Origin of the sequence: Pseudomonas asiatica (genome assembly GCF_009932335.1) — a bacterium.
Lineage (GTDB): Bacteria > Pseudomonadota > Gammaproteobacteria > Pseudomonadales > Pseudomonadaceae > Aquipseudomonas > Aquipseudomonas asiatica.
Genome location: NZ_BLJF01000003.1, coordinates 347,308 through 373,035, shown reverse-complemented (window position 1 = coordinate 373,035; position 25,728 = coordinate 347,308). Strand labels below are relative to the sequence as shown.

At 64.1% G+C, this 25,728-nt stretch carries 20 protein-coding genes; 10 read left to right on the top strand and 10 right to left on the bottom strand.

What is annotated here, in order from left to right:
- Positions 1-34 precede the first annotated feature (34 nt).
- Positions 35-397 (bottom strand): helix-turn-helix domain-containing protein, encoded by a 363-nt coding sequence (locus GYA95_RS24290; RefSeq protein ID WP_015272303.1) that lies wholly within the window; start codon positions 395-397, stop codon positions 35-37.
- 180 nt (positions 398-577) lie between these two features.
- Between GYA95_RS24290 and GYA95_RS24285 the strand changes: the two genes are divergently transcribed.
- The 3 genes from GYA95_RS24285 to GYA95_RS24275 all read left to right on the top strand — a co-directional run bounded on the left by GYA95_RS24285 (position 578) and on the right by GYA95_RS24275 (position 4,593).
- Positions 578-1,552 carry a GlxA family transcriptional regulator gene (locus tag GYA95_RS24285; protein WP_043936302.1) on the top strand — a complete coding sequence of 325 codons (975 nt, stop codon included), beginning with the start codon at positions 578-580 and terminating at the stop codon, positions 1,550-1,552.
- A gap of 242 nt (positions 1,553-1,794) precedes the next feature.
- The gene (locus tag GYA95_RS24280; protein WP_102059513.1) at positions 1,795-3,582 is read left to right on the top strand and encodes a monovalent cation:proton antiporter-2 (CPA2) family protein; all 1,788 of its coding nucleotides are present in this window, start codon (positions 1,795-1,797) and stop codon (positions 3,580-3,582) included.
- A gap of 717 nt (positions 3,583-4,299) precedes the next feature.
- Positions 4,300-4,593, top strand: a complete 294-nt coding sequence (locus tag GYA95_RS24275; RefSeq protein WP_015272306.1) for a hypothetical protein — start codon at positions 4,300-4,302, stop codon at positions 4,591-4,593.
- Between the two features lie 177 nt (positions 4,594-4,770).
- Here GYA95_RS24275 and ycaC (GYA95_RS24270) read toward each other — a convergent pair whose 3' ends face one another.
- A complete protein-coding gene (gene ycaC / locus GYA95_RS24270; protein ID WP_013974760.1) occupies positions 4,771-5,400 on the bottom strand; it encodes an isochorismate family cysteine hydrolase YcaC in 630 nt (209 codons plus the stop codon).
- Between the two features lie 280 nt (positions 5,401-5,680).
- Here ycaC (GYA95_RS24270) and GYA95_RS24265 point away from each other — a divergent pair, with 280 nt between their 5' ends.
- From GYA95_RS24265 to GYA95_RS24255, 3 genes are all read left to right on the top strand, one after another.
- On the top strand, positions 5,681-6,592 hold the full coding sequence (locus tag GYA95_RS24265; RefSeq protein ID WP_015272307.1) for a LysR substrate-binding domain-containing protein: 912 nt from the start codon (positions 5,681-5,683) through the stop codon (positions 6,590-6,592).
- Positions 6,593-6,685: 93 nt separating this feature from the next.
- Positions 6,686-7,948, top strand: a complete 1,263-nt coding sequence (locus GYA95_RS24260; protein ID WP_015272308.1) for an OprD family porin — start codon at positions 6,686-6,688, stop codon at positions 7,946-7,948.
- Position 7,949: 1 nt separating this feature from the next.
- Positions 7,950-9,548: an MFS transporter gene (locus GYA95_RS24255; RefSeq protein ID WP_043936021.1), complete on the top strand. Its 1,599-nt coding sequence runs from the start codon at positions 7,950-7,952 to the stop codon at positions 9,546-9,548.
- A 163-nt stretch (positions 9,549-9,711) separates the two neighbouring features.
- On the opposite strand, the gene GYA95_RS24250 is transcribed toward GYA95_RS24255, so the two are convergent.
- The 4 genes from GYA95_RS24250 to ycaC (GYA95_RS24235) all read right to left on the bottom strand — a co-directional run bounded on the left by GYA95_RS24250 (position 9,712) and on the right by ycaC (GYA95_RS24235) (position 13,778).
- Positions 9,712-11,553, bottom strand: a complete 1,842-nt coding sequence (locus GYA95_RS24250) for an amidohydrolase (protein ID WP_015272310.1) — start codon at positions 11,551-11,553, stop codon at positions 9,712-9,714.
- A 314-nt stretch (positions 11,554-11,867) separates the two neighbouring features.
- Positions 11,868-12,686: an alpha/beta fold hydrolase gene (locus GYA95_RS24245; protein WP_015272311.1), complete on the bottom strand. Its 819-nt coding sequence runs from the start codon at positions 12,684-12,686 to the stop codon at positions 11,868-11,870.
- Between the two features lie 39 nt (positions 12,687-12,725).
- On the bottom strand, positions 12,726-13,034 hold the full coding sequence (locus GYA95_RS24240) for a hypothetical protein (protein ID WP_015272312.1): 309 nt from the start codon (positions 13,032-13,034) through the stop codon (positions 12,726-12,728).
- A gap of 114 nt (positions 13,035-13,148) precedes the next feature.
- On the bottom strand, positions 13,149-13,778 hold the full coding sequence (gene ycaC / locus GYA95_RS24235) for an isochorismate family cysteine hydrolase YcaC (protein WP_015272313.1): 630 nt from the start codon (positions 13,776-13,778) through the stop codon (positions 13,149-13,151).
- Positions 13,779-14,098: 320 nt separating this feature from the next.
- Between ycaC (GYA95_RS24235) and GYA95_RS24230 the strand changes: the two genes are divergently transcribed.
- Positions 14,099-15,526: a mechanosensitive ion channel family protein gene (locus GYA95_RS24230; protein WP_015272314.1), complete on the top strand. Its 1,428-nt coding sequence runs from the start codon at positions 14,099-14,101 to the stop codon at positions 15,524-15,526.
- Between the two features lie 108 nt (positions 15,527-15,634).
- Here the strand turns inward: GYA95_RS24230 and amaA are convergent, their stop codons facing one another.
- Both amaA and amaB read right to left on the bottom strand, forming a co-directional pair.
- The gene (gene amaA, locus GYA95_RS24225) at positions 15,635-16,921 is read right to left on the bottom strand and encodes an L-pipecolate oxidase (RefSeq protein ID WP_013974769.1); all 1,287 of its coding nucleotides are present in this window, start codon (positions 16,919-16,921) and stop codon (positions 15,635-15,637) included.
- A 123-nt stretch (positions 16,922-17,044) separates the two neighbouring features.
- Entirely contained in the window at positions 17,045-18,535 is a 1,491-nt protein-coding gene (gene amaB, locus GYA95_RS24220) for an L-piperidine-6-carboxylate dehydrogenase (RefSeq protein ID WP_003253547.1), read from the bottom strand.
- A gap of 136 nt (positions 18,536-18,671) precedes the next feature.
- Between amaB and GYA95_RS24215 the strand changes: the two genes are divergently transcribed.
- Together GYA95_RS24215 and hglS are read left to right on the top strand one after the other, a co-directional pair.
- Positions 18,672-19,562, top strand: coding sequence for a LysR family transcriptional regulator (locus GYA95_RS24215; protein WP_015272315.1), 891 nt, complete (start codon positions 18,672-18,674; stop codon positions 19,560-19,562).
- 221 nt (positions 19,563-19,783) lie between these two features.
- On the top strand, positions 19,784-21,169 hold the full coding sequence (gene hglS, locus GYA95_RS24210) for a 2-oxoadipate dioxygenase/decarboxylase HglS (protein WP_015272316.1): 1,386 nt from the start codon (positions 19,784-19,786) through the stop codon (positions 21,167-21,169).
- A gap of 194 nt (positions 21,170-21,363) precedes the next feature.
- Here the strand turns inward: hglS and GYA95_RS24205 are convergent, their stop codons facing one another.
- On the bottom strand, positions 21,364-22,290 hold the full coding sequence (locus tag GYA95_RS24205) for a LysR substrate-binding domain-containing protein (protein WP_015272317.1): 927 nt from the start codon (positions 22,288-22,290) through the stop codon (positions 21,364-21,366).
- A 156-nt stretch (positions 22,291-22,446) separates the two neighbouring features.
- Between GYA95_RS24205 and GYA95_RS24200 the strand changes: the two genes are divergently transcribed.
- The gene (locus GYA95_RS24200; protein WP_161551513.1) at positions 22,447-23,835 is read left to right on the top strand and encodes a NorM family multidrug efflux MATE transporter; all 1,389 of its coding nucleotides are present in this window, start codon (positions 22,447-22,449) and stop codon (positions 23,833-23,835) included.
- A gap of 123 nt (positions 23,836-23,958) precedes the next feature.
- On the opposite strand, the gene GYA95_RS24195 is transcribed toward GYA95_RS24200, so the two are convergent.
- Positions 23,959-25,623: a putative bifunctional diguanylate cyclase/phosphodiesterase gene (locus GYA95_RS24195; RefSeq protein WP_015272319.1), complete on the bottom strand. Its 1,665-nt coding sequence runs from the start codon at positions 25,621-25,623 to the stop codon at positions 23,959-23,961.
- Between the last annotated feature and the right edge of the window lie 105 nt (positions 25,624-25,728).

The following is a 25,728-nucleotide window of genomic DNA, read 5'->3' as shown; positions in this document are numbered from 1 at the left end:
TCCACAAGGGGCTATACCGGCGGATAGGTTCGGCTTAAGGATGGGCCTGCGCCTGGCGCCAGGCCTTGGGTGGCTGGCCGACCAGGCGGCTGAAGGCGCGGGTGAAATGGGCCTGGTCGCAGAAGCCGCATTCCAGGCTCACGTGGGTGATCGGCGCCTCGGTGGCGAGCAGGCGCTTGGCCTTTTCCATGCGTGCCAGCAGGCGCCACGCCTGGGGCGAGAGGCCGGTGTTGACCTTGAACGCACGCGAGAAGTGGCTGCGGGTGAGGTTGCATAACCCGGCGATTTCGATGATCGACAACGAGCTGTGCAACATCAGTTCCTTGGCCCGGCGCAAGCGCGCCGGCGTCAGTGCGCCGGGGGTTTGCAGCGGCGCTTGGGGCGTCCCGGGGTGCATGGCGGCTCTCCTGTTCAATGCAGAAAGTCTCGCCTCCGGCACATGACAAAGTCCTGAGCCAAACCTGAATTGTTGTTAATTGCGCGCTGCTGGCCCTGACGGTTTTGCCGATACCTTAAGATGCGTTTCGTATTCAGCTTCGGGCCGCTGGTGGCGGCCGGCATTCAAGGCAAAAGAGCGATGCAGGAAAAACCCGCCCACCGCACCGTGGCCATGGTGTTGTTCAATGATGTGTTGTTGCTGGACGTGACCGGGCCCATGGACGCGTTTGCCATTGCTAACCGCTTCCTTCCTGCCGAGCGGAAGTACCGGCTGCTGACCCTGGCCGAAGGGCAGGCAGCGGTGCGCGGCTCCTGCGGGTTGAAAGTGGTAGCCGACCTGCGTCTGGAGGATTTGCCGGAAGCCGTCGACCTGTTGCTGGTGCCAGGCGGCCCGGGCGCCTATGACATCGCCCTGCCGGGCATCGAGCGCTGGCTGCCCCAGGCCGTGCGCCGGGCCAAACGCTTTGGTGCAATATGCACCGGAATATTCCTGCTGGGCCGGGCCGGGCTGCTGGACGGCTATCGCTGCACCACCCACTGGAACTACGTGGAGCGCCTGGCACAAGCGTTCCCCGAGGCGAAGGTCGAGACCGAGCAGATCTACGTGATCGACCGTTGCCTGATTACCTCGGGTGGCATCACCGCAGGCATCGACCTGGCACTGGCAGTGGTGGCCGAGGACCACGGCAAGGCGCTGGCCCTGGAAGTGGCCAAGGTGCTGCTGGTCGCCCGCCATCGCCAGGGTGGGCAAACGCCTTACGGGCCACTGCTGGCGGCTGTGCCGCGGGATGATTCGCCGATTGCACGGGTGCAGGCGTATATCGTCGACCATATCGAGCAAGCCTTCACTGTGCAGAAGATGGCCGACCTGGTGGCCATGAGCGGGCGCAACTTCGCCCGCACCTTTCAACGCGAGGTGGGCATCACGCCGCTGCAATACTTGCAGAACGCACGCATCGACCGCGCGCGCAAGCTGCTGGAAAGCAGCGACCTGCCATTGAAAGTGGTGGCGACGCAGTGCGGTTTTGGCAGTGACCGGCATTTGCGCAAGGTTTTCTGCGAGCGGATTGGCATGACGCCGGCGCAGTATCGGGCGCAGTTTGGTGGCAGTTGAGTATGCAGATTTCCTGTGCCGGCCTCTTCGCGGGTGAACCCGCTCCCACAGGTGTTGCGCAGGCTTGAAGACACCGCTGTACCTGTGGGAGCGGGTTCACCCGCGAAGAGGCCAGCACGACTGTCACCTGATTCAGGACAATGTGTCTTCCTCACAGCAGATTGTCTGGCACTCCCACATTCCCCAGAATTGTCCGCCAAACTGATCTAACGCTGCCCCAGCAGCTCATGGAGTACGAGCCAATGCCACACGAAGGCAGCCTTCTGCAAACCGCGGTGATCTTTCTGCTTGCCGCTGTCCTCGCCGTCCCGCTGGCCAAGCGACTGAAACTGGGGGCCGTGCTCGGCTACCTGCTCGCCGGCGTGATCATCGGCCCGCAGGCGCTGGGCCTGATCCGCGATACCGAAAGCGTGGCGCACATTTCCGAGCTGGGCGTGGTCCTGCTGTTGTTCATCATCGGCCTCGAGCTGTCGCCCAAGCGCCTGTGGCTGATGCGCAAGTCCGTATTCGGCGTCGGCACCGCCCAGGTGCTGCTGACCGGTGCGCTGATCGGCGCCATCGCCCTGTTCGGCTTCAGCCAGACGCTACCGGCGGCCATCGTGCTCGGTCTGGGCCTGGCGCTGTCGTCCACCGCCCTTGGCCTGCAGAGCCTGGCCGAGAGCAAGCAGCTCAACGCCCCGCACGGCCGCCTGGCGTTCGCCATCCTGCTGTTCCAGGACATCGCCGCCATCCCACTGATCGCATTGGTTCCGCTGCTGGCCGCCAGTGGCCCGGACACCAGCCACGGCGACAGCCTGGAGCATGGCCTGAAGGTGTTCGCCAGCATCGCAGTGGTCATCGTCGGTGGCCGCTACCTGCTGCGCCCGGTGTTCCGCACCGTGGCCCGCACCGGCCTGCCGGAAGTGTCCACCGCCACCGCGCTGCTGGTTGTGATCGGCACGGCCTGGCTGATGGAAGAAGCCGGCATTTCCATGGCCCTGGGTGCCTTCCTCGCCGGCCTGCTGCTGGCCGACTCGGAATATCGCCACGAGCTGGAATCGCAGATCGAACCGTTCAAAGGCCTGCTGCTGGGGCTGTTCTTCATCAGCGTCGGCATGGGTGCCAACCTGCGCCTGCTGCTTGAAATGCCTTTGGTGGTGCTGGGCCTGACCCTGCTGCTGGTGGCCGTGAAGCTGGTACTGCTGATCGGCGTCGGGCGCCTGGCCGGTGGCCTGAACAGCGCCAGCGCCCTGCGCCTGGGCATGGTGCTGGCTGCCGGTGGCGAATTTGCCTTCGTGGTGTTCAAGCTGGGCAAGGACCAAGGCCTGTTCGACACCCAGACCTACGACCTGCTGCTGATGACCATCACCCTGTCGATGGCCATTACCCCGCTGCTGATGATTGGCTGCGCCCACGCCCTCAAGCGCCCGCAAACGGCGCGTGAAGTGCCGGAGCATTACAAGCAGATCCAGGCTGACACGCCACGGGTGGTGATCGTTGGCATGGGCCGCATGGGCCAGATCGTCGCGCGCATCCTGCGGGCACAGAAGATTCCGTTCATTGCCCTGGAAACCTCGGTGGACACCATCGAGATGACCCGTATGTTCGAACAGGTACCCGTGTTCTACGGCGACCCTCTGCGCCCCGAGGTGCTGCATGCCGCCAAGGTGGGCGAGGCGGAATACTTCATCATCACCATCGATGACCCGGAAGCTGCCATTCACACAGCGGAACGGGTGAAACGCCTGTACCCGCACCTGAAAGTGCTGGCCCGCGCGCGTAACCGCCAGCATGTGCACAAGTTGGCGGATGTCGGCACCGAGCCGATTCGCGAGACGTTCTACTCCAGCCTGGAGATGACCCGCCGGGCATTGGTGGGGTTGGGGTTGAGCGAGGCGCAGGCGGCGGACCGGATTGCGCGGTTTACCCAGCATGACGAAGAGGTGCTGGTGGCCCAGGGGCAGGTGCGTGATGACCGGGCCAAGGTGATGCAGACGGCCAAGGAGGCCCGGGCGGAGTTGGAGCGGTTGTTTGATTCGGATGCGGATTGAGGATCTCGAGCGCATGACTGTAGAGATGCAGCGCCCTTGCGATCGAGCGCCGCCCGCGCGGCGCTTCGCGGGACAAGCCCGCTCCCACATTTGTTTCGGGCCAATTATTCCTGTGCCAGGTGGGTTGCAGCCTTGGTGTATGGCTGAAGATGAATGAAGAGCAATTGCGCCCCCTTCGATATCGAATGGAACAAACAAGGCGGACAGAGGTGACTTCACAGGAGTGACTGGCCCGAAACAGATGTGGGAGCGGGCTTGTCCCGCGAAGCGCCGCGCGGGCGGCGCTCGGTCTCATAGGCGCCAGAAATCTATCGTCAGGCACCTGGAGGCCATTCTGCAACCTCCCGACGGTCACCTCCCTGCCATTACGCGGATACCAAAAAACCATCAAAAAATCGTCCGTCTCAGCAAGGTCCTACCTCCTAGCGAACCATTTCCTACGTTAATGCTGACCCTGACGAATTATCCTACGCACCGTGTCGACGCCCGTCTGATTGTCCGGGGAAAGCCTGCTCTCTAGGCTTGCCGGGTCGCTGTCGGTTCAGCGATCGGGTGTGGAAACCCGTCTCGGTTTGAGGTTCTGTCGTCAATGGCAGTTGTGCGCGGGAGGCCGTATGGCCTACCGGGTTGCCTCTCACCGGTTTTCCACCCCGCGTACAACTGCCACCCTTCGCGTGGAAACGGATGATTGCAGTACAACCTAGAGAGCTTACTGCAATGAAAAAGATTGTTCCCAATCCACCTCTTCCCGACACCAAAGAGCGCGCTTTCAGCCGCTGCGATGCCGGCCATCCACCTTTGTTCACAGTAAACCCGGGCGTCTCTGCCCACGACGCCCTGGTGCATGTCGCCCAGTACCTGCGCGGCGCCTACGACTGTGGCTACAAAGCCCTGGAACACCTGGATGAAACCGGCAAGAGCCTGTTCTGGAGCAACCTGAATGCGCTCGAAATGGCAGAAGGATTGGTTGAGGCATTGCTGGATGGGATTGAGTCGCAGCCCATGAATTGATGTTGTCCTTGCTGGCCTCTTCGCGGGTGAACCCGCTCCCACAAGGATCACCACAGGCGCTGAAACTGTGCAGTACCTGTGGGAGCGGGTTTACCCGCGAAAGGGCCAGCGCAGCAAACAAAAAAGGCCAGCTCCCTACAGAGGGAGCCGGCCTTTTTGCATTCAACTAACGGGCTGTTACTTACCCGCAGTCAACGCGTTGTAGCTGGTAATCAGGTTGCGATAATCCGGAATGTGGTTGGAGCACAGCGCCGCCAGCCCTTCGATGTCGTTGCGCCAGTCGCGGTGCAACTCACAGGCCACGCCGAACCAGGTCATCATTTGCGCGCCTGCGCGGCTCATGCGGTCATGGGCAGCATCGCGGGTCATTTCGTTGAAGGTGCCAGAAGCATCGGTCACCACGAAAACTTCGAACTCCTCTTCCAGGGCCGACAGCGCCGGGAACGCTACACAGACCTCGGTCACCACGCCGGCAATGATCAGCTGTTTCTTGCCAGTGGCCTTCACCGCCTTGACGAAGTCCTCGTTGTCCCAGGCGTTGATCTGGCCTGGGCGGGCGATGTACGGGGCGTCCGGGAACAGGGCTTTCAGCTCTGGTACCAGCGGGCCGTTGGGGCCTTGTTCGAAGCTGGTGGTGAGGATGGTCGGCAGGTTGAAGAACTTGGCCAGGTCGGCCAGGGCCAGCACGTTGTTCTTGAACTTGTCCGGCTCGATGTCACGGACCAGGGACAGCAGGCCAGCCTGGTGGTCGACCAGCAGGACAGCGGCATCGTCTTTGTTCAGGCGGTTGTAGGTGAATTTGCTCATGGTCTGTGCTCCTGAGGGTTATGAATTTTTCAGCATTCGGGGGTGTTTCGCGTTGATGGGCACAGATTAAAATCATCACCTTTGTGGCGGTAGATAGCAGAATTTGGCTTTAGCGTTCCGTTTTATGAACGATAGATTGGCGCTGCCTGTACTGGCCTCTTCGCGGGCACGCCCGCTCCCACAGCTACTGCACTGGCTTTGAATCTTGAGCGATCCCTGTGGGAGCGGGCGTGCCCGCGAAGAGGCCAGTACAGGCAGCCAACAATCCGGAGACCGATCATTGGAAGACCTCAACTCCCTCTACTACTTCACCCAAGTAGTCGAACACGGCGGCTTCGCCCCGGCTGGCCGGGCGCTGGACATGCCCAAGTCGAAGCTAAGCCGGCGCATCGCCGATCTCGAAGACCGCCTGGGCGTGCGCCTGCTGCACCGCACCAGCCGCCATTGTTCGCTCACCGAGATCGGCCAGGCCTACTACAACCGCTGCCTGGCCATGCGCGTGGAGGCCGAGGGCGCGGCGGAGATCATCGAGCGCAACCGCAGCGAACCGCGCGGCCTGGTGCGTATCAGTTGCCCGACCACCCTGCTCAATTCCTGGGTCGGGCCGATGCTGACCCGCTACATGCTCAAGTACCCGCAGGTGGAGCTGTTCATCGAGAGCACCAACCGCCGCGTCGACCTGCTGCACGAGGGGTTCGACATCGCCCTGCGGGTGCGCTTTCCACCGCTGGAGAACACCGACATGGTGATGAAGGTACTGAGCAACAGTACCCAGTGCCTGGTCGGCCAGCCGCAGTACCTGGAGCAGTTGCCCAAGGGCTTCGACCCGCAGTTGCTCGGCACGCTGCCGAGCCTGCATTGGGGCAGCGCCCAGCGTGAGTACCAATGGGAGCTGTTCCAGGGCGAAGACAGCAGCCGCAGCATCGTCATCCCGCACACACCGCGTATGGTGACGGACGACCTGTTCGCCCTGCGCCATTTCGTGGTGGCCGGGGTGGGTATTGCGCACCTGCCGCGGGTGGCGGTGCGCGAAGACCTGGCGGCGGGTCGGCTGGTGGAATTGTTGCCGGACTGGCACCCGCGTTGCGGCATCGTGCATGCGATCTTCCCGTCACGGCGGGGGTTGCTGCCATCGGTGCGGGCGCTGATCGATCATCTGGCCGAAGAATTCGCCATCAGCGACATGGCTTGAGCCGGCACAGGCAAGACCAGCCAGAGCACACGCATACAAGACCCCTGGCCTATCCTTCCTCCACAGTCCCGGATCATTCCTCCCGGAGCCCCCATGATCCGCGCCACCCACGGACCAGGCCGCGCCCTGCTCGCCACCCTCGCCCTGTGCCCGGTGCTCAGCCAGGCCGAAGAGCCCGGCTGGTCGCTGCTCAGCCGCAACTACTTCCTGCACAGCGACTTCCGCTCGCCCTCCGGCAGTGGCCAGAACTACCGCCAGGAATGGGCCCAGGGCTTCATTGGCGAAATCCGCTCCGGCTTCACCGAGGGCACACTCGGCGTCGGCATCGATGCCCATGGTTTTCTCGGCCTCAAGCTGGACGGCGGCCGCGGCCATGCCGGCACCGGCCTGCTGCCGCGCGACAGCGATGGCCGCGCCGAGTCCGACTACTCCAGCGCCGGCGCCGCACTCAAGCTGCGCCTGGGCAACACCCAACTGTGCTACGGCGAAATGACCGTGGAAACCCCGGTGTTCGACACCAGCGACAAACGCCTGCACCCGGAGTACGCCACCGGCTGGTTCCTGGACAACACCGACATGCCCGACTGGCGCCTGCAGGCCGGGCACTTCACCGCCTTCAAAAACCAGGACAACAGCTCCAGCCATGATGACTTCAGCGGCTACGGCGCTACCACTGACAACCGCGCCATCAGCCTGGCCGGTGCCGCGTTCGCACCCGACGGGCCATTCGGCGGCGCACTGTACGCAGGCCAGCTGGAGGACACCTGGCGCCAGGCCTACCTCAACCTGAACCTGGCCGAGGGCAACTGGCGCCTGGACGGCAACCTGTACAAGACCCACGACACCGGCAATGCCAGTGCCGGGGCAATCGACACCCTCGCCTACAGCCTGCTGGCCAGGTACAGCTTCGGCGCCCAGGCGCTGAGCCTGGCCTACCAGAAGGTCGAGGGCGATACCCCGTTCGACTTCGTCGGCGGCGACTCCATCTACCTGGCCAACTCGATCAAGTACGCCGACTTCAACGGCCCCGGCGAGCGCTCGTGGCAACTGCGCTACGACCTCGACTTCGCCACCCTCGGCGCCCCCGGCCTGAGCCTGATGGGCCGCTACGTCAGCGGCCGTGGCATCGACGGTAGCCATGCCCCGGCAGGCGGCGCCTATGTGGGCCAGTACGGCGACGGCGGCAAGCACTGGGAGCGCGACATCGACCTGAAATACGTGGTGCAGTCGGGCGCCGCCAAGGACCTGAGCCTGTCGTTTTCCCACGTCAGCCACCGCGCCAACCAGGCCCAGGCCGGCGATGACATCGACCGGATCTACCTGATCATCGAATACCCACTCAAAGGCAGCTTCTGACATGAGCACGACCCCTTCAGGCGCCTGGAGCCCATTGCGCAACGCCACCTTCCGCATGCTGTGGATCGCCACCATCGCTTCCAACATCGGCACCTGGATGCATGAGGTGGGCGCCGGCTGGCTGATGACCACGCTGTCGGCCAGCCCGTTGCATGTGGCCCTGATCCAGGTAGCCGGCTCGCTACCAATGTTCTTCCTCGCCCTGCCGGCCGGCGCGGCGGCTGATATCGTCGACAAGCGCCGCTACCTGTTGCTGGTGCAACTGTGGATGTCTTCGGTGGCCGTGGTGCTGGCGGCCCTGACCCTGCTCGGGCTGATGAACGTCACCCTGCTGCTGGTGCTTACCCTGGCGTTGGGCATCGGCACGGCACTGATGATGCCGGCCTGGAGCGCGCTGACACCGGAGCTGGTAGGCAAGGACGACCTGGCCAACGCGGTGGCGCTTTCCAGTGTCGGTATCAACGTGTCGCGCGCCATCGGCCCGGCTTTGGCGGGCGTGGTGGTGAGCATGGTCGGCCCGTGGTTGACCTTCGCCTTGAATGCCATCTCGTTCGCCGGGGTGATCCTGGTGCTGTTCCTGTGGAAGCGCGAGGTGAAGGAGCCGCTGCTGCCGGCCGAGCGCTTCGTCGGCGCCATGCGCACCGGGCTGCGTTTCGCGCGCAGTGCCAAACCCTTGCAGGCGGTGATATTGCGCGCCTTGGCATTCTTTTTCTGCGCCAGCGCGGGCACCTCGCTGCTGCCGTTGATCGTGCGTGGCGAGATGCATGGCACCGCCGCCGATTTCGGCCTGCTGCTGGCGGCCATCGGCATCGGCGCGGTGGCCGGCGCCACCTTGCTGCCACGCCTGCGCGAACGCATCAGCCGCGACCGCCTGGTGCTGCTCGCCAGCCTGCTGTATGCCCTGTTCCTGCTCGCCCTGGCGCTGGTGCGCAACTTCTATGTGCTGCTGCCGGCAATGCTGCTCAGCGGCGCGGCGTGGATTGCCGTGCTGTCCAACCTGCAGGTGGCGGCGCAGACCTCGGTGCCGGCCTGGGTACGGGCGCGGGCGCTGTCGGTGTACATCCTGATCTTCTTTGGTGCCATGGCCAGTGGCGGGTTGCTGTGGGGCACGCTGGCCAGCCATGCAACGATCACCTTGAGCCTGCTGCTGGCCGCAGGAGGCCTGGCACTGGGCACGCTGCTGACCTGCAAGGTGACGCTGCCGGAAACCGCAGCCGAGGAGCTGACGCCGTCACTGCATTGGCCGGTGCCGCTGCTGAGCGACGACATGGACAAGGAAAGCGGGCCGGTGATGGTCACCGTGGAATACCACATCGACCCGGCCAAGGCCGAGGCGTTCCAGCAGGCAGCGCGGGAGCTGGAGGCGATGCGCAAGCGCAATGGCGCGTTGTCGTGGGGGTTGATGCGCGACAGCGCGGACCCGGCGGTGTGGCTGGAGTTCTTCTTCGAGGAATCGTGGCTGGAGCATTTGCGGCATCACCACCGGGTTACCCGGGGTGAGCTGAAGATCGAGGCGCGGGTGCGGATGCTGCAGACCGCTGGGGTGGAAGTGAAGATTCGGCATCTGTTGGCTGGAGCTGAGCACAAGGCTCACCATTGATGTTGGCCTTTCCGGCTTCTTCGCGGGTAAACCCGCTCCCACAGGGACAACACAGGCCTGAGTGCGCCGCCGTACCTGTAGGAGCGGGTTTACCCGCGAAGAGGCCAGCACAGAAGGAACAAAAAAGGGGGCCAATAACTGGCCTCCTTTTCATCAGCTCAGCTTAGAACGCGAAGCACGAGCAACCCAGCGCCCCCCAGAAGCCCTGGAAGTCATTCACCGGCACACTCGAATGCCGTGCCTTCTCATGGCTGTGCGCATGCACCCCGCAAGGCCCGACACACTGGTGCGCCACCGCTGCCAGCGACGGCGTGCCCACGCGCCAGTGGCCCGGCACCTTGGTCACCGGAGACCACTCCGGCAGCACCGGCACCTGGGGCGGGCCGAGCTTGTCGAATTCCGCCGCGCCATACACCACCTTGCCATCGACCACGGTCAGCACCGACTCGATGCCTTTGATCGCCTCTTCATCGACACTGAAGAAGTCCAGCGACAGCGCCGCCAGGTCAGCCAGCTGGCCCACCTTGATCTGGCCTTTCTTGCCCTGCTCGCTGGAGAACCAGGCGCTGCCCTGGGTGAACAGCTGCAGCGCGGTGTCACGGCTGAGGCCTTCCGGGTACAGCTCCATGCCACCGACGGTCTTGCCGCTGACCAGCCAGTACAGCGAGGTCCAAGGGTTGTAGCTGGACACGCGGGTGGCGTCGGTACCGGCGCCCACCGGCACGCCCATGTCGAGCATGCGCTTGATCGGCGGGGTCTGCTCGGCAGCCTTGGCGCCGTAGCGGTCAACGAAATACTCACCCTGGAAGGCCATGCGATCCTGGATCGCGATACCGCCGCCCAGCGCACGCACACGCTCGATGTTCTGCGGGGTGATGGTTTCGGCGTGGTCGAAGAACCATGGCAGGCCATTGAACGGGATGTCGCGGTTGACCTTCTCGAACACGTCGAGCATGCGCGTGATCGATTCGTTGTAGGTGGCATGCAGGCGGAACGGCCAGCGCTGCTCGACCAGGTGGCGCACCACCGGCTCCAGCTCTTGTTCCATGGTTTGCGGCAGGTCCGGGCGCGGTTCGAGGAAGTCCTCGAAGTCGGCGGCGGAAAACACCAGCATTTCGCCGGCGCCATTGTGGCGCAGGAAGTCGGTACCGCTGTGCAGCTTCACGCTGGAGGTCCACTTGCGGAAGTCGTCCAGCTCTTCCTTGGGCTTCTGGGTGAACAGGTTGTAGGCAATGCGCACGGTCAGCTGGTTGTTGTCGGCCAGCTCCTGGATCACCTGATAGTCGTCCGGGTAGTTCTGGTAGCCACCACCGGCATCGATGGCACTGGTCAGGCCCAGGCGGTTGAGCTCGCGCATGAACTGGCGGGTGGAGTTGACCTGGTATTCCAGCGGCAGCTTCGGCCCCTTGGCCAGGGTGGCGTAGAGGATCATCGCGTTGGGGCGGGCGATGAGCATGCCGGTCGGGTTGCCGAACTTGTCACGCTGGATCTCGCCGCCCGGCGGGTTGGGCGTGTCCTTGGTGTAGCCGACTGCCTTGAGCGCGGCGCGGTTGAGCAGTGCGCGGTCATACAGGTGCAGCAGGAATACCGGGGTGTCAGGTGCGGCCTGGTTGATTTCCTCCAGGGTGGGCATGCGTTTTTCGGCGAACTGGAACTCGTTCCAGCCGCCGACCACACGCACCCACTGCGGGGTCGGCGTGCGCGCGGCCTGGTCCTTGAGCATGCGCAGGGCATCGGCCACCGAAGGCACGCCTTCCCAGCGCAGCTCCAGGTTGTAGTTCAGGCCACCACGGATCAGGTGCAGGTGCGAGTCGTTCAGGCCAGGGATGACCGTACGCTGCTTGAGGTCGATGATCTGCGTGGTGGCGCCCTTGTGGGCCATGGCTTCGGCGTCGTTGCCCACGGCGATGAAACGGCCATCCTTGATGGCGACGGCGGTCGCGGTGGGCTTTTCACGATCAACGGTGTGCAGTTTGCCGTTGAACAGAATCAGATCGGCGGTCATGGAACCTCCTTGGGTGGATGCGTGAGCGGAACCGGCGGAACCGGTAAAGGGCAATGCGGACCAGAGCGCGCCAGCGGCACCGAGCACGGTACTGGTGGCGAGGAACTGGCGACGGGTCTTGTCGTTGCGGTCCTGGGACATGGGGTTCTCCGTCTGGTGCGGCAGCGGGCAGGCGCAACTGCGGAGCATGCCGGTTGGTGTAGGGGCAAGGCTTGGATGGATGTGCGGTGGGTTGTTGAAGGTTAGCCTTGTTCAGCATTTGCGCTGCCTGGGCTGGCCTCTTCGCGGGCACGCCCGCGAATGCCCCAGCACAGTTACTTCTGAAGGAACGCCAGCAAGTCTTGATTGAGCTGCTGTGCATGGGTCACCGCAAACCCGTGCGGCGCCCCCGCATACACCTTCAGCTCAGCCCCACGAATCAGCTCCGCCGCCCGCTTGCCGGTGCTCTCGAACGGCACGATCTGGTCGTCGTCACCGTGGATCACCAGGGTCGGCACATCGATCTTGGCCATATCCGGGCGGAAGTCGGTTTCGGAGAACGCGGTCACGCAATCCAGGGTGCCCTTGATCGATGCCATCAGCGCAATGTTCAAGGTCTGGGTCTGCACACCCTGGGACACCTGCTGCCCATGGTTGATGCCATAGAACGGCGTGGCGAAATCGGCGATGAACTGCGCCCGGTCGGCACGCAGGCCGGCGCAGATACCCTCGAACACCGATAGGTCGACACCTTCAGGGTTGTCGTCACGCTTGCCGAACACCGGCGTCACCGCGCCCAGCAGCACCAGCCCGGCCACACGCTCGCTGCCGTGGCGGGCGATGTAGCGGCTAACGTCGCCGCCACCCATCGAGAAGCCCACCAAAGTCACGTCGCGCAGGTCGAGGTGTTCGATCAGCTGGGCGATGTCATCGGCGAAGGTGTCGTAGTCGTAGCCGTTCCATGGCTGGCTCGAACGGCCGAAACCACGGCGGTCGAAGGCGATGGCGCGGTAGCCGCGGCTGGCCAGGAATTCCATCTGCGAATCCCACATGTCGGCATCCAGTGGCCAGCCGTGGCTGAACAGCACAGGTTTGCCGCTGCCCCAGTCCTTGAAGTAGATCGAAGTGCCATCGCGGGTAACGAACGTGCTCATGTCGGTATCTCCTTGAAAATGTCGAGGTAAAGGCCTGGCTCAGCCACGTAGCCAGTTGGCGCAGCGGCGGGTTACCCAAGGCATGATGTAGAACACCACGGGCAGGATGACGAACAGGTTGACGATCAGATTGCCGGTGATCGCGCCCCCCAACTGCGGAAAGCGTGCAAACAACGGTGCCAGCAGTTGTGGAATGATCATGGTCATCGGGCAGATCACCAGGTAGGTCAGCAACGCCTGCTTCCAGCGCGGCGGTTGCGCCGGCGTGGTGCCCGTCGAACTGGCGATTACCTTGTGTTGCAGGCATACGGTCACTACGTCGCGGTTGTCTTGGGGTGCGGTGTTCATCGGCGTTCCTTGGGATGAGCTTGCCCGCATCCACTGTGCAACGGCGGACGGGCGCTGGATTGGACAGGTGTGCTGCCTTGGCGGGCACCGGCTGGCGGTGCCCGCGCATCTGGCTTACTTGCTGGCGTTGAAAGCGTTGTAGCTGGTGATCAGGTTGCGGTAGTCCGGGATGTGGTTGGAGCACAGCGCGGCCAGGCCTTCGATGTCGTTACGCCAGTCGCGGTGCAGCTCACAGGCCACGCCGAACCAGGTCATCAGTTGTGCGCCGGCCTGGCTCATGCGGTCGTGGGCGGCGTCGCGGGTCATGGCGTTGAAGGTGCCGGAGGCATCGGTGACCACGAACACTTCGAACTCTTCCTCCAGGGCTGACAGCGCCGGGAAGGCTACGCACACTTCGGTCACCACGCCGGCGATGATCAGCTGCTTCTTGCCGGTGGCCTTCACCGCCTTGACGAAGTCCTCGTTGTCCCAGGCGTTGATCTGGCCTGGGCGGGCGATGTAGGGGGCGTCCGGGAACAGGGCTTTCAGCTCTGGTACCAGCGGGCCGTTGGGGCCTTGTTCGAAGCTGGTGGTGAGGATGGTCGGCAGGTTGAAGAACTTGGCCAGGTCGGCCAGGGCCAATACGTTGTTCTTGAACGCGTCCGGCTCAATGTCGCGGACCAGGGACAGCAGGCCAGCCTGGTGGTCGACCAGCAGGACAGCGGCGTCGTCTTTGTTCAGGCGGTTGTATTTGAAGTTGGTCATGGTCGTTGCTCCTAAGGTTTTGATCTTTTCAGTAAGTTGGGTGTTTCGCGTTGATGGGAGAAGATTAAAACCATGACCTTTTGGGCGGTAGATAGCAGTTTTTGGCTCTAGCGTTCTGTTTTGTGAACGATGGATTGATGCTCGATTTGCCGGCCTCTTCGCGGGCTTGCCCGCTCCCACAGGGATCGCGCATCCATCAACTCATGCACAACATCTGTGGGAGCGGGCAAGCCCGCGAAGAGGTCGGCACAGGCTGTCATTGCCTGCCCGGCCAACCTGCTCTATTACTACCCACAGCCCTCCCCTCACCCGAGACCACCATGCTGGCGTTCATCCAGTCGTACCCGCTGTTGCTCGGCACCGCCCTGATCCTGCTCGACCTCGCGCTCTGGCAGCTGATTCCTCTCCAGCAACGCGCCTGGCGTATCGGCACACGGTTGGTGCTGTTCCTGCTGTTCAGCTCGGTACTGGTGGCTGCCGGCATGAGCCCGATGCAACCACCACCCTGGCCCGATGATGTCTCGCGCAACCTGATCGCCACGGTACTGGCGATCGGCTGGTGGCTGTTCGGCGCACGCACGGTGACGGTGGTGTTCGGCCTGTTGCTGGGTGCCCGTGGCAGCCATGGCGGGCGTTTGCTGCAGGATGTGCTGGGGGCGCTGATCTTCCTGGCTGCGGTAGTCGCCGCCGCAGGTTATGTGTTGCAGTTGCCGGTGAAGGGCCTGCTGGCTACATCGGGGGTAATGGCCATCGTCATCGGCCTGGCGCTGCAGAGCACATTGGCCGACGTGTTCAGTGGCATCATCCTGAACACCACGCGGCCGTATCAGATTGGCGACTCGATCTCCATCGATAGCACCGAAGGCAAGGTGCTGGAAATCGACTGGCGTGCCACCCGCCTGCTCACCAGCACCGGCAGCCTGGCGGTGATCCCCAACTCGGTGGCGGCCAAGGCCCGGCTGCTCAACCACAGCCGCCCGGCCGATGTGCACGGGGTGTCGGTCAGCGTGGTGGTACCGGCCAAGGTGCGGCCCAAACGGGTGTTCGATGCTCTGGAAAAAGCCTTGCAAGGCGTCAGTGCCATCCTGGCTACACCAAGACCAAAGGTGACGGTGAAAGCCTCGACGCTGGAATCAGTGGAGTACGAAGCCAGCGGCTTCGTGGCCGACGCGGGCGCCAAGGGCGACGCGCGCAATCAGCTGTTCGACCTGGCCCACCGGCACCTGGAGGCCAGCGGGGTAATGTGGAACACCGACCTGGCCATGCCACCACGCAGCCGCCAGCGCGAGGTGCTGGATGAGGTGCGGGTGTTCCGCTCGCTGAGCGCTGAAGAGCGCGATGCGTTGAGCCAGCGTATGACGGCGGTGGAATACCTTGCCGACCAGGTAATCCTGGGCGTGGGCGAGCATTCCGATCACTTGCTGGTGATTGGCAGCGGGGTGGTTTCGGCGTCGATCCGCGATGGCGACAAGCTGGTCGAGGCCGGGCGCATGGGGCCGGGCGAGGTGCTGGGGATCGAAGGAATCATCGACGAAGAGGACTCGCTGGCCGAGTTCCGCACGCTGACCGGTTGCGTGCTGTATCGGATCGACAAGGAACAGGTGAAGAGCTGCCTGGTGCAACGCGGCGATGTGCAAACGGCGTTGAGCAAGTTGCAGCGGTTTCGGCGGCAGAGCCGGGAGTCGTTGTTGCTGCAGAAGCCGGTTTCGATCAAGAAGGGCGGTTTTCTCAGCTGGTTGCACAAGTAAGCCTGTGCCGGCCCTATCGCCGGCGAGCCGGCTCCCACAGGTACTGCACAGGCTTTAAGGGCAATGCGATCAATGTGGGAGCTGGCTTGCCGGCGATAGGGCCGGTGCTTACAACACAACCCTTAGGCATTGCCCCGCGTGGTACAGCGAGAACCCGGACTCGTAGAACGCAGTCCGCAGCGAGGGCGCACTCACGCCCTTCATCGGCGAAAACGGAATCGGCAGGCTGCCCGCCTCCCCCTTCAGCAGGAACTCGGCAAACGCCCGGCCAATCACGGTCCCAGTAGTATTGCCCCGCCCGTTGTACCCGGTCACGGCCACCAGCCCCGGCGCCGGTTCGAACAGGCGCATCAGGTGGTCCGGGGTGAAGTCGATGCAGCCGGTCCAGTGCATTTCCCACTCGACCTTGCCCAGCTCCGGGTAATAGTGGCTCTGGATGCGGTCGGCCCAGCTGCGCACGAACCACGCCGGCTTGTTGTCGACCCGGCCCAGGCTGCCGAGCAGCAGGCGGCCCTGGTCGTCGCGACGGATGCTGCTGAGCACGGTGCGGGTGTCCCACGAGCCTTGGCCATGTGGCAGCACCTTGTCGGCTGCAGCACCCTGCAACGGCTTGGATGCCACCTGGTAGTAGTAGCCACGGAAGAATTGCTTCTGCAGGTTGCTCCAGTCGCCTTCGGTATAGGCACCAGTGGAAATCACCACCTTGTCGGCGCGCACCGAACCACGTGCGGTCTTCACCCGCCAGGCATCGCCGTCACGCTCCAGGCCTTCGACCGAAGACTGCTGGAACAGCTTGCCACCCAGGCGTGCCACCGCTGCGGCCAGGCCCTGGGTGTAGCCCATGGGGTTGATGGTGCCGGCGCGGCGGTCGAGCAGCGCGGCGGAAATCTTGTCGGTGCCGCAGTATTCCTGGCATTGGGCGCCGGTCAGCAGCTCCACATCGGCACCACGGCGGCGCCATTGCTCGTGGCGGGCCTCCAGGTCGGCGATACCGGTGGCGTTATGCGCCATGTGCAGCGTGCCTTTGTGCTGGGCCTGGCAGTCGATGCCAAGGCGCTCGATCATGGCGAACACTTCAGCCGGGGCCTCGCCGAGCACCTTGTTCAGGCGGCTGCCCTGCTGCAGGCCGAGGGTGGCCTCGACATCGTCGGGGCGGATCCAGGTGCCGGCGTTGACCAGGCCGACGTTGCGCCCGGAGCCACCGTGACCGATCTTCCAGGCCTCCAGCAGGATCACCGACTTGCCCTGTTCGAGCAGGTGGATGGCCGCCGACAGGCCGGTAATACCGCCACCGATCACACAGACATCGGCCTTGTGCTCACCGGCCAGGGCCTGGGCGGCGACGGTCGGTTTGCTGACGAATTCCCACAAGCATTCTTGACGCAGTTCGGACATGGCCCGGCTCCAGCAATTTGTTCTTGTTGGGGCTGCATTGCAGCCCATCGCCGGCAAGCCAGCTCCCACAGTGTGGGAGCTGGCTTGCCGGCGAAACGGGGGCAAAGTCCCCGCCTGCGGACATCAGTCGAACACGATACCCTGCGCCAGCGGCAGTTCGCGCGAGTAGTTCACGGTGTTGGTCTGGCGACGCATGTAGCCTTTCCAGGCGTCCGAACCGGACTCACGGCCACCGCCAGTCTCCTTCTCGCCACCGAACGCACCGCCGATCTCGGCGCCGCTGGTGCCGATGTTGACGTTGGCGATGCCGCAGTCGCTGCCCGAGGCGCTCTGGAAGCGTTCGGCCTCACGGATGTCGGTGGTGAAGATGCACGACGACAGGCCTTGTGGCACTTCGTTGTTCAGGCGCAGGGCCTCTTCGAAGTCGTCGTAGGCCAGCACGTACAGTATCGGGGCGAAGGTTTCGTGGCGCACCACGTCGCTCTGCGCCGGCATTTCGGCGATGGCAGGCGATACGTAGTAAGCGTTCGGGTACTGATCGGCCAGCTGACGCTCGCCACCAAATACCTGGCCACCTTCGTCGCGGGCCTTGGCCAGCGCGCCCTGCATGGCGTCGAACGACTGCTTGTCGATCAGCGGGCCCACCAGGTTGTCCTTGCGTGGGTCACCGATGCGCACCTTGCCGTAGGCGGCTTTGACACGGGCAACCACTTCGTCCTTGATCGAACGGTGCACGATCAGGCGGCGCAGGGTGGTGCAACGCTGGCCGGCGGTGCCGACTGCGGAGAACAGGATGCCACGCACGGCCAGGTCGAGGTCGGCGCTCGGGGCCAGGATCATGGCGTTGTTGCCGCCCAGTTCGAGGATGCTGCGGCCGAAGCGGGCAGCCACACGCGGGCCGACTTCGCGCCCCATGCGGGTGCTGCCGGTGGCGCTGACCAGCGGTACGCGCGGGTCGTCGACCATGGCTTCGCCGGCTTCACGGCCGCCGATCACCAGTTGTGCCAGGCCAGCCGGGGCATCACCAAAGGCTTTCAGGGCTTTTTCGAACAGCGCCTGGCAGGCCAGGGCGGTCAGCGGGGTCTTCTCGGACGGTTTCCATACCACCGAGTTACCGGCGACCAGGGCCAGGGCAGTGTTCCAGGCCCAGACTGCGACCGGGAAGTTGAAGGCGCTGATCACGCCGACCACGCCAAGCGGGTGCCAGGTTTCACGCATGTGGTGGCCAGGGCGCTCGGAAGCGATGGTCAGGCCGTACAGCTGGCGCGAAAGGCCAACGGCGAAGTCGCAGATGTCGATCATTTCCTGCACTTCGCCCAGGCCTTCCTGGGTGATCTTGCCGGCTTCGATCGAAACCAGCTCGCCGAGGTCGGCCTTGTGCTCACGCAGCACTTCGCCGAACAGGCGCACCAGCTCGCCACGGCGCGGGGCCGGCACGCTGCGCCAGGCTTCGAAGGCGCTCTGGGCCTGATCGATGCGGGCGATGGTCTCGGCCTTGCCGAGCAGTTTCACCGAGGCGATCTGGCTGCCGTCGATCGGCGTGTGAACAGGGTAGTCGCCCTGGGTGTAAGCCTCGGCAGCAACGCCAAGGCGCTCGAGCAGTCCAGCAACCATTTGTGCATCTCCTACATCGGGTGATGGGGTGGAAAAATGATGTGGATCAGTATTAATCCGATCACACCGGTGCAACAAACGACCTTTATTCCGCATATCATTCCGTCAGGTAATGATTTGAGCCGCAGAGACCGCTATGTCCAAACGCCTGGTGCCCTCCATGACCGCCCTGCAGTGCTTCGAAGCTGCAGCCCGCCATTTGAGCTTTACCCGTGCCGCCGAAGAGCTGCACCTGACCCAGAGCGCAGTCAGCAAGCAGGTGGCGCAGCTTGAAGACATGCTGCGCCACCACCTGTTCCTGCGTATCCGCCGCCGTCTGCAGCTGACGCCGGCGGGTAGCCTGTACCTGGCCGAGGTCAACAAGATCCTCACCCAGGTGGATATGTCCAGCCGCTACGTGCTCACCTACGGCGAGCAGACCGAGATATTGAAGGTAGCCACTCAGCCGAGTTTTGGCGTGCGCTGGTTGATCCCGCACCTCAAGGGTTTTGGCAAGCGCCACAACAACATCCACCTGGACATCCGCAACGAGATGGAGCCTTTCGCCCTGCTGCAAGGATCGGCGGACGTGGTGTTCTTCTATGGCCAGGGTACTTGGCCGGGGGCCACCTGCGTGGAGCTGTTCGGTGAAGAGGTGGTGCCGGTATGTGCGCCGGAGTTGCTGGCCGGGCGTGAACTGAACGATGCCGGGGAGCTGGCCGACCTGGTGCTGCTGCAGAGCACCTCGCGGCCAGAGGCCTGGCACGAGTGGTTCCTGGAGTTGGGCTTGCAGAGCGTCAGTGCCTACCACGGGCCGCGCTTCGATACCTTCTACATGGCCTTGAGCGCGGCGCAGGCCGGGTGCGGGGTGGCGTTGGTGCCGCGCTATCTGGCGGCGAAGGAGCTGGCCGAGGGGAGTTTGGTGGTGCCGTGGAACCATGCGATGCGCAGTGCCGGGGCGCATTACCTGGCGTATGCCGAGCATGCGGCGGAGGTGCCCAAGGTAAGGGCGTTGGTGGAATGGATTCGCGAGCAGCTTCAGGCTTGAGATTGCCGGGGCCGCTTTGCGGCCCATCGCCGGCAAGCCAGCTCCCACAGGGAGCTCCACAATTGCTGAATCCTGTGTCCAACCTGTGGGAGCTAGCTTGCCGGCGATAGGGCCCTTGAGGTCGATCAAAAAAGGAATGACACACTCACTTTTTTTCGCTTGTGAGCAAAGTGCATTCCCAGCTTTCATGTAAGCGTCCGAACCCAACCAGGAAGCTAGCGATGCCCGCCCACGATTTCGTCAGCCCCGACAGCATCCGCGCGCAGTTCTCTGCCGCCATGTCGCTCATGTACAAACAGGAAGTGCCCCTGTACGGCACGCTGCTGGAGCTGGTGAGCGAAATCAACCAGCAGGTCATGGCCCAGCAACCCGAGGTTGCCGAGGCCCTGCGCTGGACCGGCGAAATCGAGCGCCTGGATCAGGAGCGCCACGGCGCCATCCGTGTCGGCACCGCCGCAGAGCTGGCCACCATCGCCCGGTTGTTCGCGGTCATGGGCATGCAGCCAGTCGGCTACTACGACCTTAGTTCCGCCGGCGTGCCGGTGCATTCCACCGCCTTCCGCGCGGTGCACGAGCAGTCGCTGCACGTCAGCCCGTTCCGCGTATTCACTTCGCTGCTGCGCCTGGAGCTGATCGACAACCCGCAACTGCGCGAGCTGGCAGAGAGCATCCTGGCCAAGCGCCAGATCTTCACCGCCCGCGCCCTAGAGCTGATCGACCAATGCGAGCGCGATGGTGGCCTGAATGCCGCCGATGCCGAGGTGTTCGTGCAAGAAGCGCTGCACACCTTCCGCTGGCACCATGACGCCACCGTCACTGCCGAGCAGTACCAGCAGTTGCACGACCAGCACCGCCTGATCGCCGATGTGGTGGCCTTCAAGGGCCCGCACATCAACCACCTGACCCCGCGCACCCTTGACATCGATGCAATCCAGCTCGGCATGCCGGCCAAGGGCATCCCGCCAAAGGCCGTGGTCGAGGGCCCGCCCACCCGCCGCCATCCGATCCTGCTGCGCCAGACCAGCTTCAAGGCCCTGCAGGAAAAGGTTGCGTTCAGCGACCAGCAGGGCAGCCACACCGCGCGCTTCGGCGAAATCGAGCAACGCGGCGCGGCGCTGACGCCGAAAGGCCGCCAGCTGTACGACAAGCTGCTAGACGCCACCCGCGCCGCCCTGGGTGGCGCCCCGGCCGAGGCCAATGCCGAACGCTACATGGCGTTGTTGAAGGACACCTTTGCCGAGTTCCCGGACGACCTGGCGCAGATGCGTGAACAAGGGCTGGCCTACTTCCGCTACTTCGCCACCGAGAAAGGCCTGGCTGCGCGCGACCAGGACGACCGCCCGACCACACTGGATGGGCTGATCGAGGCTGGCCATGTGCATTTCGAGGCGCTGGTGTACGAGGACTTCCTGCCGGTGAGCGCGGCGGGGATCTTCCAGTCCAACCTGGGTGACGATGCGCAGGCCGAGTACGGCAGCAACGCCAACCGCGATGCGTTCGAAACAGCGCTGGGGCTGCAGGTGCAGGATGAGCTGGCGCTGTATGCGCAGAGCGAGCGTCGGTCGCTGCAGGCGTGTGCACAGGCGTTGAACCTGGGCTCGATGTAAGGCTGTAGATCGCAGGGGCCGCTTCGCGGCCCTATCGCCGGCAAGCCAGCTCCCACAGGATGGCATCGAGCCTGAGGCAAATGCAGTCCCTGTGGGAGCTGGCTTGCCGGCGATGAGGCCAGGGCAGGCAACACAGACAGTTGCCCCCAAACCTGTGGGAGCGGGCAAGCCCGCGAAGAGGCCGGCACAGGCGATCAAAGGGGCGGCAGGATCTGCACATCCGGCAAATCCATCGCCGCCACCTCCTCTTCCAGAAACGCGCTCAAACGCCGCAACCGCTCGCCCCCTGGCCGAGTGCGCGGCCACACCAGGTAATAATCCATCCCGCTGGGCACGGCCGTCGGCCAAGGCAGGCTCAAGCGCCCCTGCGCCACATCTTCGGCCACCATCAGCAAATCACCCATGGAAATGCCGTAGCCACGCGCAGCGGCAATCATGCCCAGCTCCAGGGTGTCGAACACCTGCCCGCCCTTGAGCGAAACCTTGTCACTCAACCCCATGCGCTCCAGCCATTCCCGCCAGTCGCGCTTGTCCACCGTGGGGTGCAGCAGCTCTATGCAGGCCAGCCGACGCTCGTCCCAGGGTTCCTCGTCGAGCAGGTCTGGCGCACCCACGGGGATCAGCAGTTCCGGGAACAACCTGCGCACTTCCCATTCCGGCGGGAACACCCCGTCGCTGAGCAACACCGCGCAATCGAACGGCTCCTGGTTGAAGTCCACATGGTCGACATCCATCCAGGCGCTGGTCAGCTGCACTTCGTTGCCAGGCTGCAAGTGGCGAAAGCGGCTAAGGCGCGCCAGCAACCAGCGCATGGTCAGGGTCGAGGGAGCCTTCATGCGCAGGATGTCATCCTCACCGCGCAAGGTATCGCAAGCCCGTTCCAGCGCGGCAAAGCCTTCACGCACACCGGGCAGCAGCACCCGCGCCGCTTCGGTCAGTTGCAGGCTGCGGCCGCTGCGCACGAACAGGCGGCAGGCAAAGTGCTCCTCCAGCGTGCGGATATGCCGGCTGACCGCGCTCTGGGTAATCGACAGCTCTTCGCCGGCACGGGTGAAGGAGCTTAGCCGCGCGGCGGCTTCGAATGCGCGCAGGGCATACAGCGGGGGGAGCTGACGGGACATGAGGCACCTGCCATACGGGGCTGTGAAATGAATCACCGGGAAGCATATATACATGAGTCAGACTCATGCCAATGATCGCTTTTATCCTTTTGTGCAAAGTTGACCAAAGCCTCAGAATCGCCCTTCGTTGATCACCCCAGGAAAAGGACTGCCCCCATGCATGTCGCGCCCACCACAGAACTCAAGGCTTTGCTGCGCCTGGCCGGGCCGCTGATCGCCTCGCAGTTGGCGCACATGCTGATGGTGCTGACCGATACCCTGATGATGGCCCGCATCAGCCCGCAAGCCCTGGCTGGCGGCGGCCTGGGTGCGGCGAGCTACTCGTTCGTGTCGATCTTCTGCCTTGGCGTGATCGCTGCGGTCGGCACCCTGGTGGCCATTCGCAAGGGCGCCAACGACATCGAGGGCGCCACCCGCCTGGCGCAGGGTGGCCTGTGGCTGGCCTGGAGCCTGGCGCTGTTCGCTGCGCTGGTGTTGTGGAACCTTGAACCGGTACTGCTGCTGTTCGGGCAAAAGCCCGAAAACGTTGCATCGGCCGCCGAATTCCTCACCCTGCTGCCACTGGCGCTGCCCGGCTACCTGACCTTCATGGCGTTGCGCGGCTTCACCAGCGCGCTGGGCCGGTCTACGCCGGTGATGGTCATCAGCCTGGTCGGCACGGTGCTCAACTACCTGTTCAACGTGGCGCTGATCGAAGGCATGTTCGGCCTGCCCAAGCTGGGCCTGATGGGCATCGGCCTGGTCACCGCGGTGGTGTCGATGGGCATGGCCATTGCCTTGGCGCTGTATATCCGTTGGCACCCGGCCTATGCCGCCTACCCATTGCGCAAGGGCCTGTCGCGCTCTTCGCTGCCGGCCCTGCGCGAGCTGTGGCGGCTGGGCTTGCCGATTGGTGGCACCTACATGGTGGAAGTCGGCCTGTTCGCCTTCGCCGCGCTGTGCATGGGCGTGCTGGGCAGCACCGAGCTGGCAGCGCACCAGATCGCCCTGCAGATCGTCTCCACAGCGTTCATGGTGCCAACCGGGTTGTCGTATGCGGTGACCATGCGCGTGGGGCTGTACTACGGCGCCGGCAACCTGCTGGCGGCGCGCAGTGCCGGGCGGGTGGGCATAGGCTTCGGGGCGATGATCATGTTTGCCTTCGCCGCGCTGTTCTGGCTGCTGCCCGATACGCTGGTGGGGCTGTTCATCGACAGTGACGACCCGGCATTTGCGGCGATCTTCCAGCTGGCGGTGCAGTTGCTGATGGTGGCTGCGTGGTTCGAGCTGTTCGATGGCATGCAGACGATCGCGATGGGCTCGATCCGTGGGCTGAAGGATGCCAAGACGACCTTCCTGATCGGGCTGGTGTGCTACTGGCTGGTAGGGGCGCCGAGCGCCTGGCTGTTCACCTTTACCCTGGGCGGTGGCGCAGTCGGGGTGTGGTGGGGGCTGGCGTTGGGGCTGGCGTGTGCGGCGGTGGCACTGACCTTTGGCTTTGAGTGGCGCATGAAGCGGCTTTTGGGCAAGGCAGGTCTGGCTGACGGGTCGGCAGTGTCTGTGTGATTGCCGGGGCTGCTTTGCAGCCCTTTCGCGACGCAAGGCCGCTCCCACATGGGAATGCGTTCGCCGATCAATGTGGGAGCGGCCTTGTGTCGCGAAAGGAGGGCGAAGCCCTCCCCTGCGATGTCACAGGCTAACCAGCTTCGGCTTGCTGTAATCCAGCAAGAACTCCATCAACTCCCCCACCGGCAGCGGCTTGCTGACCAGGAAGCCCTGCACCTGGTCACAGCCAAACCCGCGCAGCAACGCCATCTGCTCTTCACTCTCCACACCTTCGGCCACTACTTCGAGGTTGAGGTTGTGCGCCAGGTTGATCATGGCGTGCACCAGCTTGCGGTTCTCCTCGCGCATTTCCATTTCCGCGACAAAGCTGCGGTCCACCTTGAGCAAGGTGATCGGCAGGCTGTTGAGGTGCACGAACGAAGAGAACCCGGTACCGAAATCATCGAGCGAGAAGCGCACGCCCAGGCGCCCCAGGGCGTCCATGGTCTGGCGCACCAGTTCGTTGCGGCGCATCACTGCCGTTTCGGTCAATTCGAACTCCAGCCAGCGGGCATCCACGCCATGTTCGAGAATCAGGCGGCTCAAGGTCGCCAGCAACTGGCTGTCCTGGAACTGGCGGAAGCTCAGGTTGACCGCCATGTGCAGCGGCTCCAGGCCGCGCTCGCACAGCGCCTGCATGTCGCGCAGGGCTCGGGAAATCACCCAGTAGCCCAGCGGCACGATCAGGCCGCTCTGCTCGGCCAGCGGCACGAACTCGCTGGGCGGCAACAGGCCACGCTCGGCATGCCGCCAGCGCACCAGCGCCTCGAGGCCGACGATACACCCGTCGGCCAGGTTCAACCGCGGCTGGTAATGCAGCTCCAGCTCGTCCCGGCGCAGGGCGCGGCGCAGTTCGCTTTCCAGGTCGGCAAGGCTGCGGGCGTTGCGGTTGATGCGTTCGTTGAACACATGGAAAGTGCAACCCTGGCTGCCTTTGGCCTGGCGCATGGCGATGTGCGCGTGCCACATCAGCGGGTCGGCACCACCCTGGGCGCGGGCATGGGCCAGGCCCAGGCTGCAGCCCAGCAGCAGGCTTTCGCCGTCGATCCAGTAGGGTTCGGCCAACGCCTCGACAATCCGCTCGGCAATCCACTCGGCACGGTTGGGGTCGCGTCGGGTGTCGATCAGCAGGGCGAACTCGTCGCTGCCCAGGCGCGCCAGTTGGTCGCCCGCCTCCAGTTGCTGTTTCAGCCGCGCCACCACCTGCAGGATCAGGCGGTCGCCGCTCTGGTGGCCAAGGGCGTCGTTGACGTGGCGGAAGTTGTCCAGGTCCAGGTGGCCGAGGGCAAGGCCACGGCCGTCGTTCTCGGCCAGGCGCGCGGTCAGCAAGGCCTGGAAGCCTTGGCGGTTGGCGATGCCGGTCAGCGGATCCTGCTCGGCCAGGCGCTGCAAAGTGGCCACCAGCACGCCGCGCTCGCGCACATGGCGCAGCGAGCGACGCAAGGTGTCGGCATTGAGCTGGTCACGCACCAGCCAGTCACTGACGGCGCTGGGCGCTAACTGAGGCTCGTGGTCGAGCAGCAGGATGGTCGGCAGCTCGCAGCGCCCAGGCGCGGGCTGCAGGGCCGGGGTTGCCAGCACGACAGCCTGGCGGTCCTGGTTGAACAGGTTGTCGACCGACTCCCAGTTCGGCGCCGTCAGCAGCACGGCGCTGCCACCCTGGGCAGGCATGCACTCGCGTAGCAGCGCGCCCCATTCCGGCTCATCGGCCAACAGCAGCAAACGCAATGGTTCGACAGGCGTGGACAAGCGGGCTCCTTAGGCTTCACGGTGCAACGGAAACTGCCAGGTATGCTACTGCATTAATGAAAATGATTTTCAATTTAATACATGTTTTTACGGGTGTAGCATCCC

Bases quoted from the DNA above. Each gene is read 5' to 3' on its own strand.
- GYA95_RS24290 (WP_015272303.1), bottom strand. From the start codon at position 397: ATGCACCCCGGGACGCCCCAAGCGCCGCTGCAAACCCCCGGCGCACTG.
- GYA95_RS24285 (WP_043936302.1), top strand. From the start codon at position 578: ATGCAGGAAAAACCCGCCCACCGCACCGTGGCCATGGTGTTGTTCAAT.
- GYA95_RS24280 (WP_102059513.1), top strand. From the start codon at position 1,795: ATGCCACACGAAGGCAGCCTTCTGCAAACCGCGGTGATCTTTCTGCTT.
- GYA95_RS24275 (WP_015272306.1), top strand. From the start codon at position 4,300: ATGAAAAAGATTGTTCCCAATCCACCTCTTCCCGACACCAAAGAGCGC.
- ycaC (WP_013974760.1), bottom strand. From the start codon at position 5,400: ATGAGCAAATTCACCTACAACCGCCTGAACAAAGACGATGCCGCTGTC.
- GYA95_RS24260 (WP_015272308.1), top strand. From the start codon at position 6,686: ATGATCCGCGCCACCCACGGACCAGGCCGCGCCCTGCTCGCCACCCTC.
- GYA95_RS24255 (WP_043936021.1), top strand. From the start codon at position 7,950: ATGAGCACGACCCCTTCAGGCGCCTGGAGCCCATTGCGCAACGCCACC.
- GYA95_RS24250 (WP_015272310.1), bottom strand. From the start codon at position 11,553: ATGACCGCCGATCTGATTCTGTTCAACGGCAAACTGCACACCGTTGAT.
- GYA95_RS24245 (WP_015272311.1), bottom strand. From the start codon at position 12,686: ATGAGCACGTTCGTTACCCGCGATGGCACTTCGATCTACTTCAAGGAC.
- GYA95_RS24240 (WP_015272312.1), bottom strand. From the start codon at position 13,034: ATGAACACCGCACCCCAAGACAACCGCGACGTAGTGACCGTATGCCTG.
- ycaC (WP_015272313.1), bottom strand. From the start codon at position 13,778: ATGACCAACTTCAAATACAACCGCCTGAACAAAGACGACGCCGCTGTC.
- GYA95_RS24230 (WP_015272314.1), top strand. From the start codon at position 14,099: ATGCTGGCGTTCATCCAGTCGTACCCGCTGTTGCTCGGCACCGCCCTG.
- amaA (WP_013974769.1), bottom strand. From the start codon at position 16,921: ATGTCCGAACTGCGTCAAGAATGCTTGTGGGAATTCGTCAGCAAACCG.
- amaB (WP_003253547.1), bottom strand. From the start codon at position 18,535: ATGGTTGCTGGACTGCTCGAGCGCCTTGGCGTTGCTGCCGAGGCTTAC.
- GYA95_RS24215 (WP_015272315.1), top strand. From the start codon at position 18,672: ATGTCCAAACGCCTGGTGCCCTCCATGACCGCCCTGCAGTGCTTCGAA.
- hglS (WP_015272316.1), top strand. From the start codon at position 19,784: ATGCCCGCCCACGATTTCGTCAGCCCCGACAGCATCCGCGCGCAGTTC.
- GYA95_RS24205 (WP_015272317.1), bottom strand. From the start codon at position 22,290: ATGTCCCGTCAGCTCCCCCCGCTGTATGCCCTGCGCGCATTCGAAGCC.
- GYA95_RS24200 (WP_161551513.1), top strand. From the start codon at position 22,447: ATGCATGTCGCGCCCACCACAGAACTCAAGGCTTTGCTGCGCCTGGCC.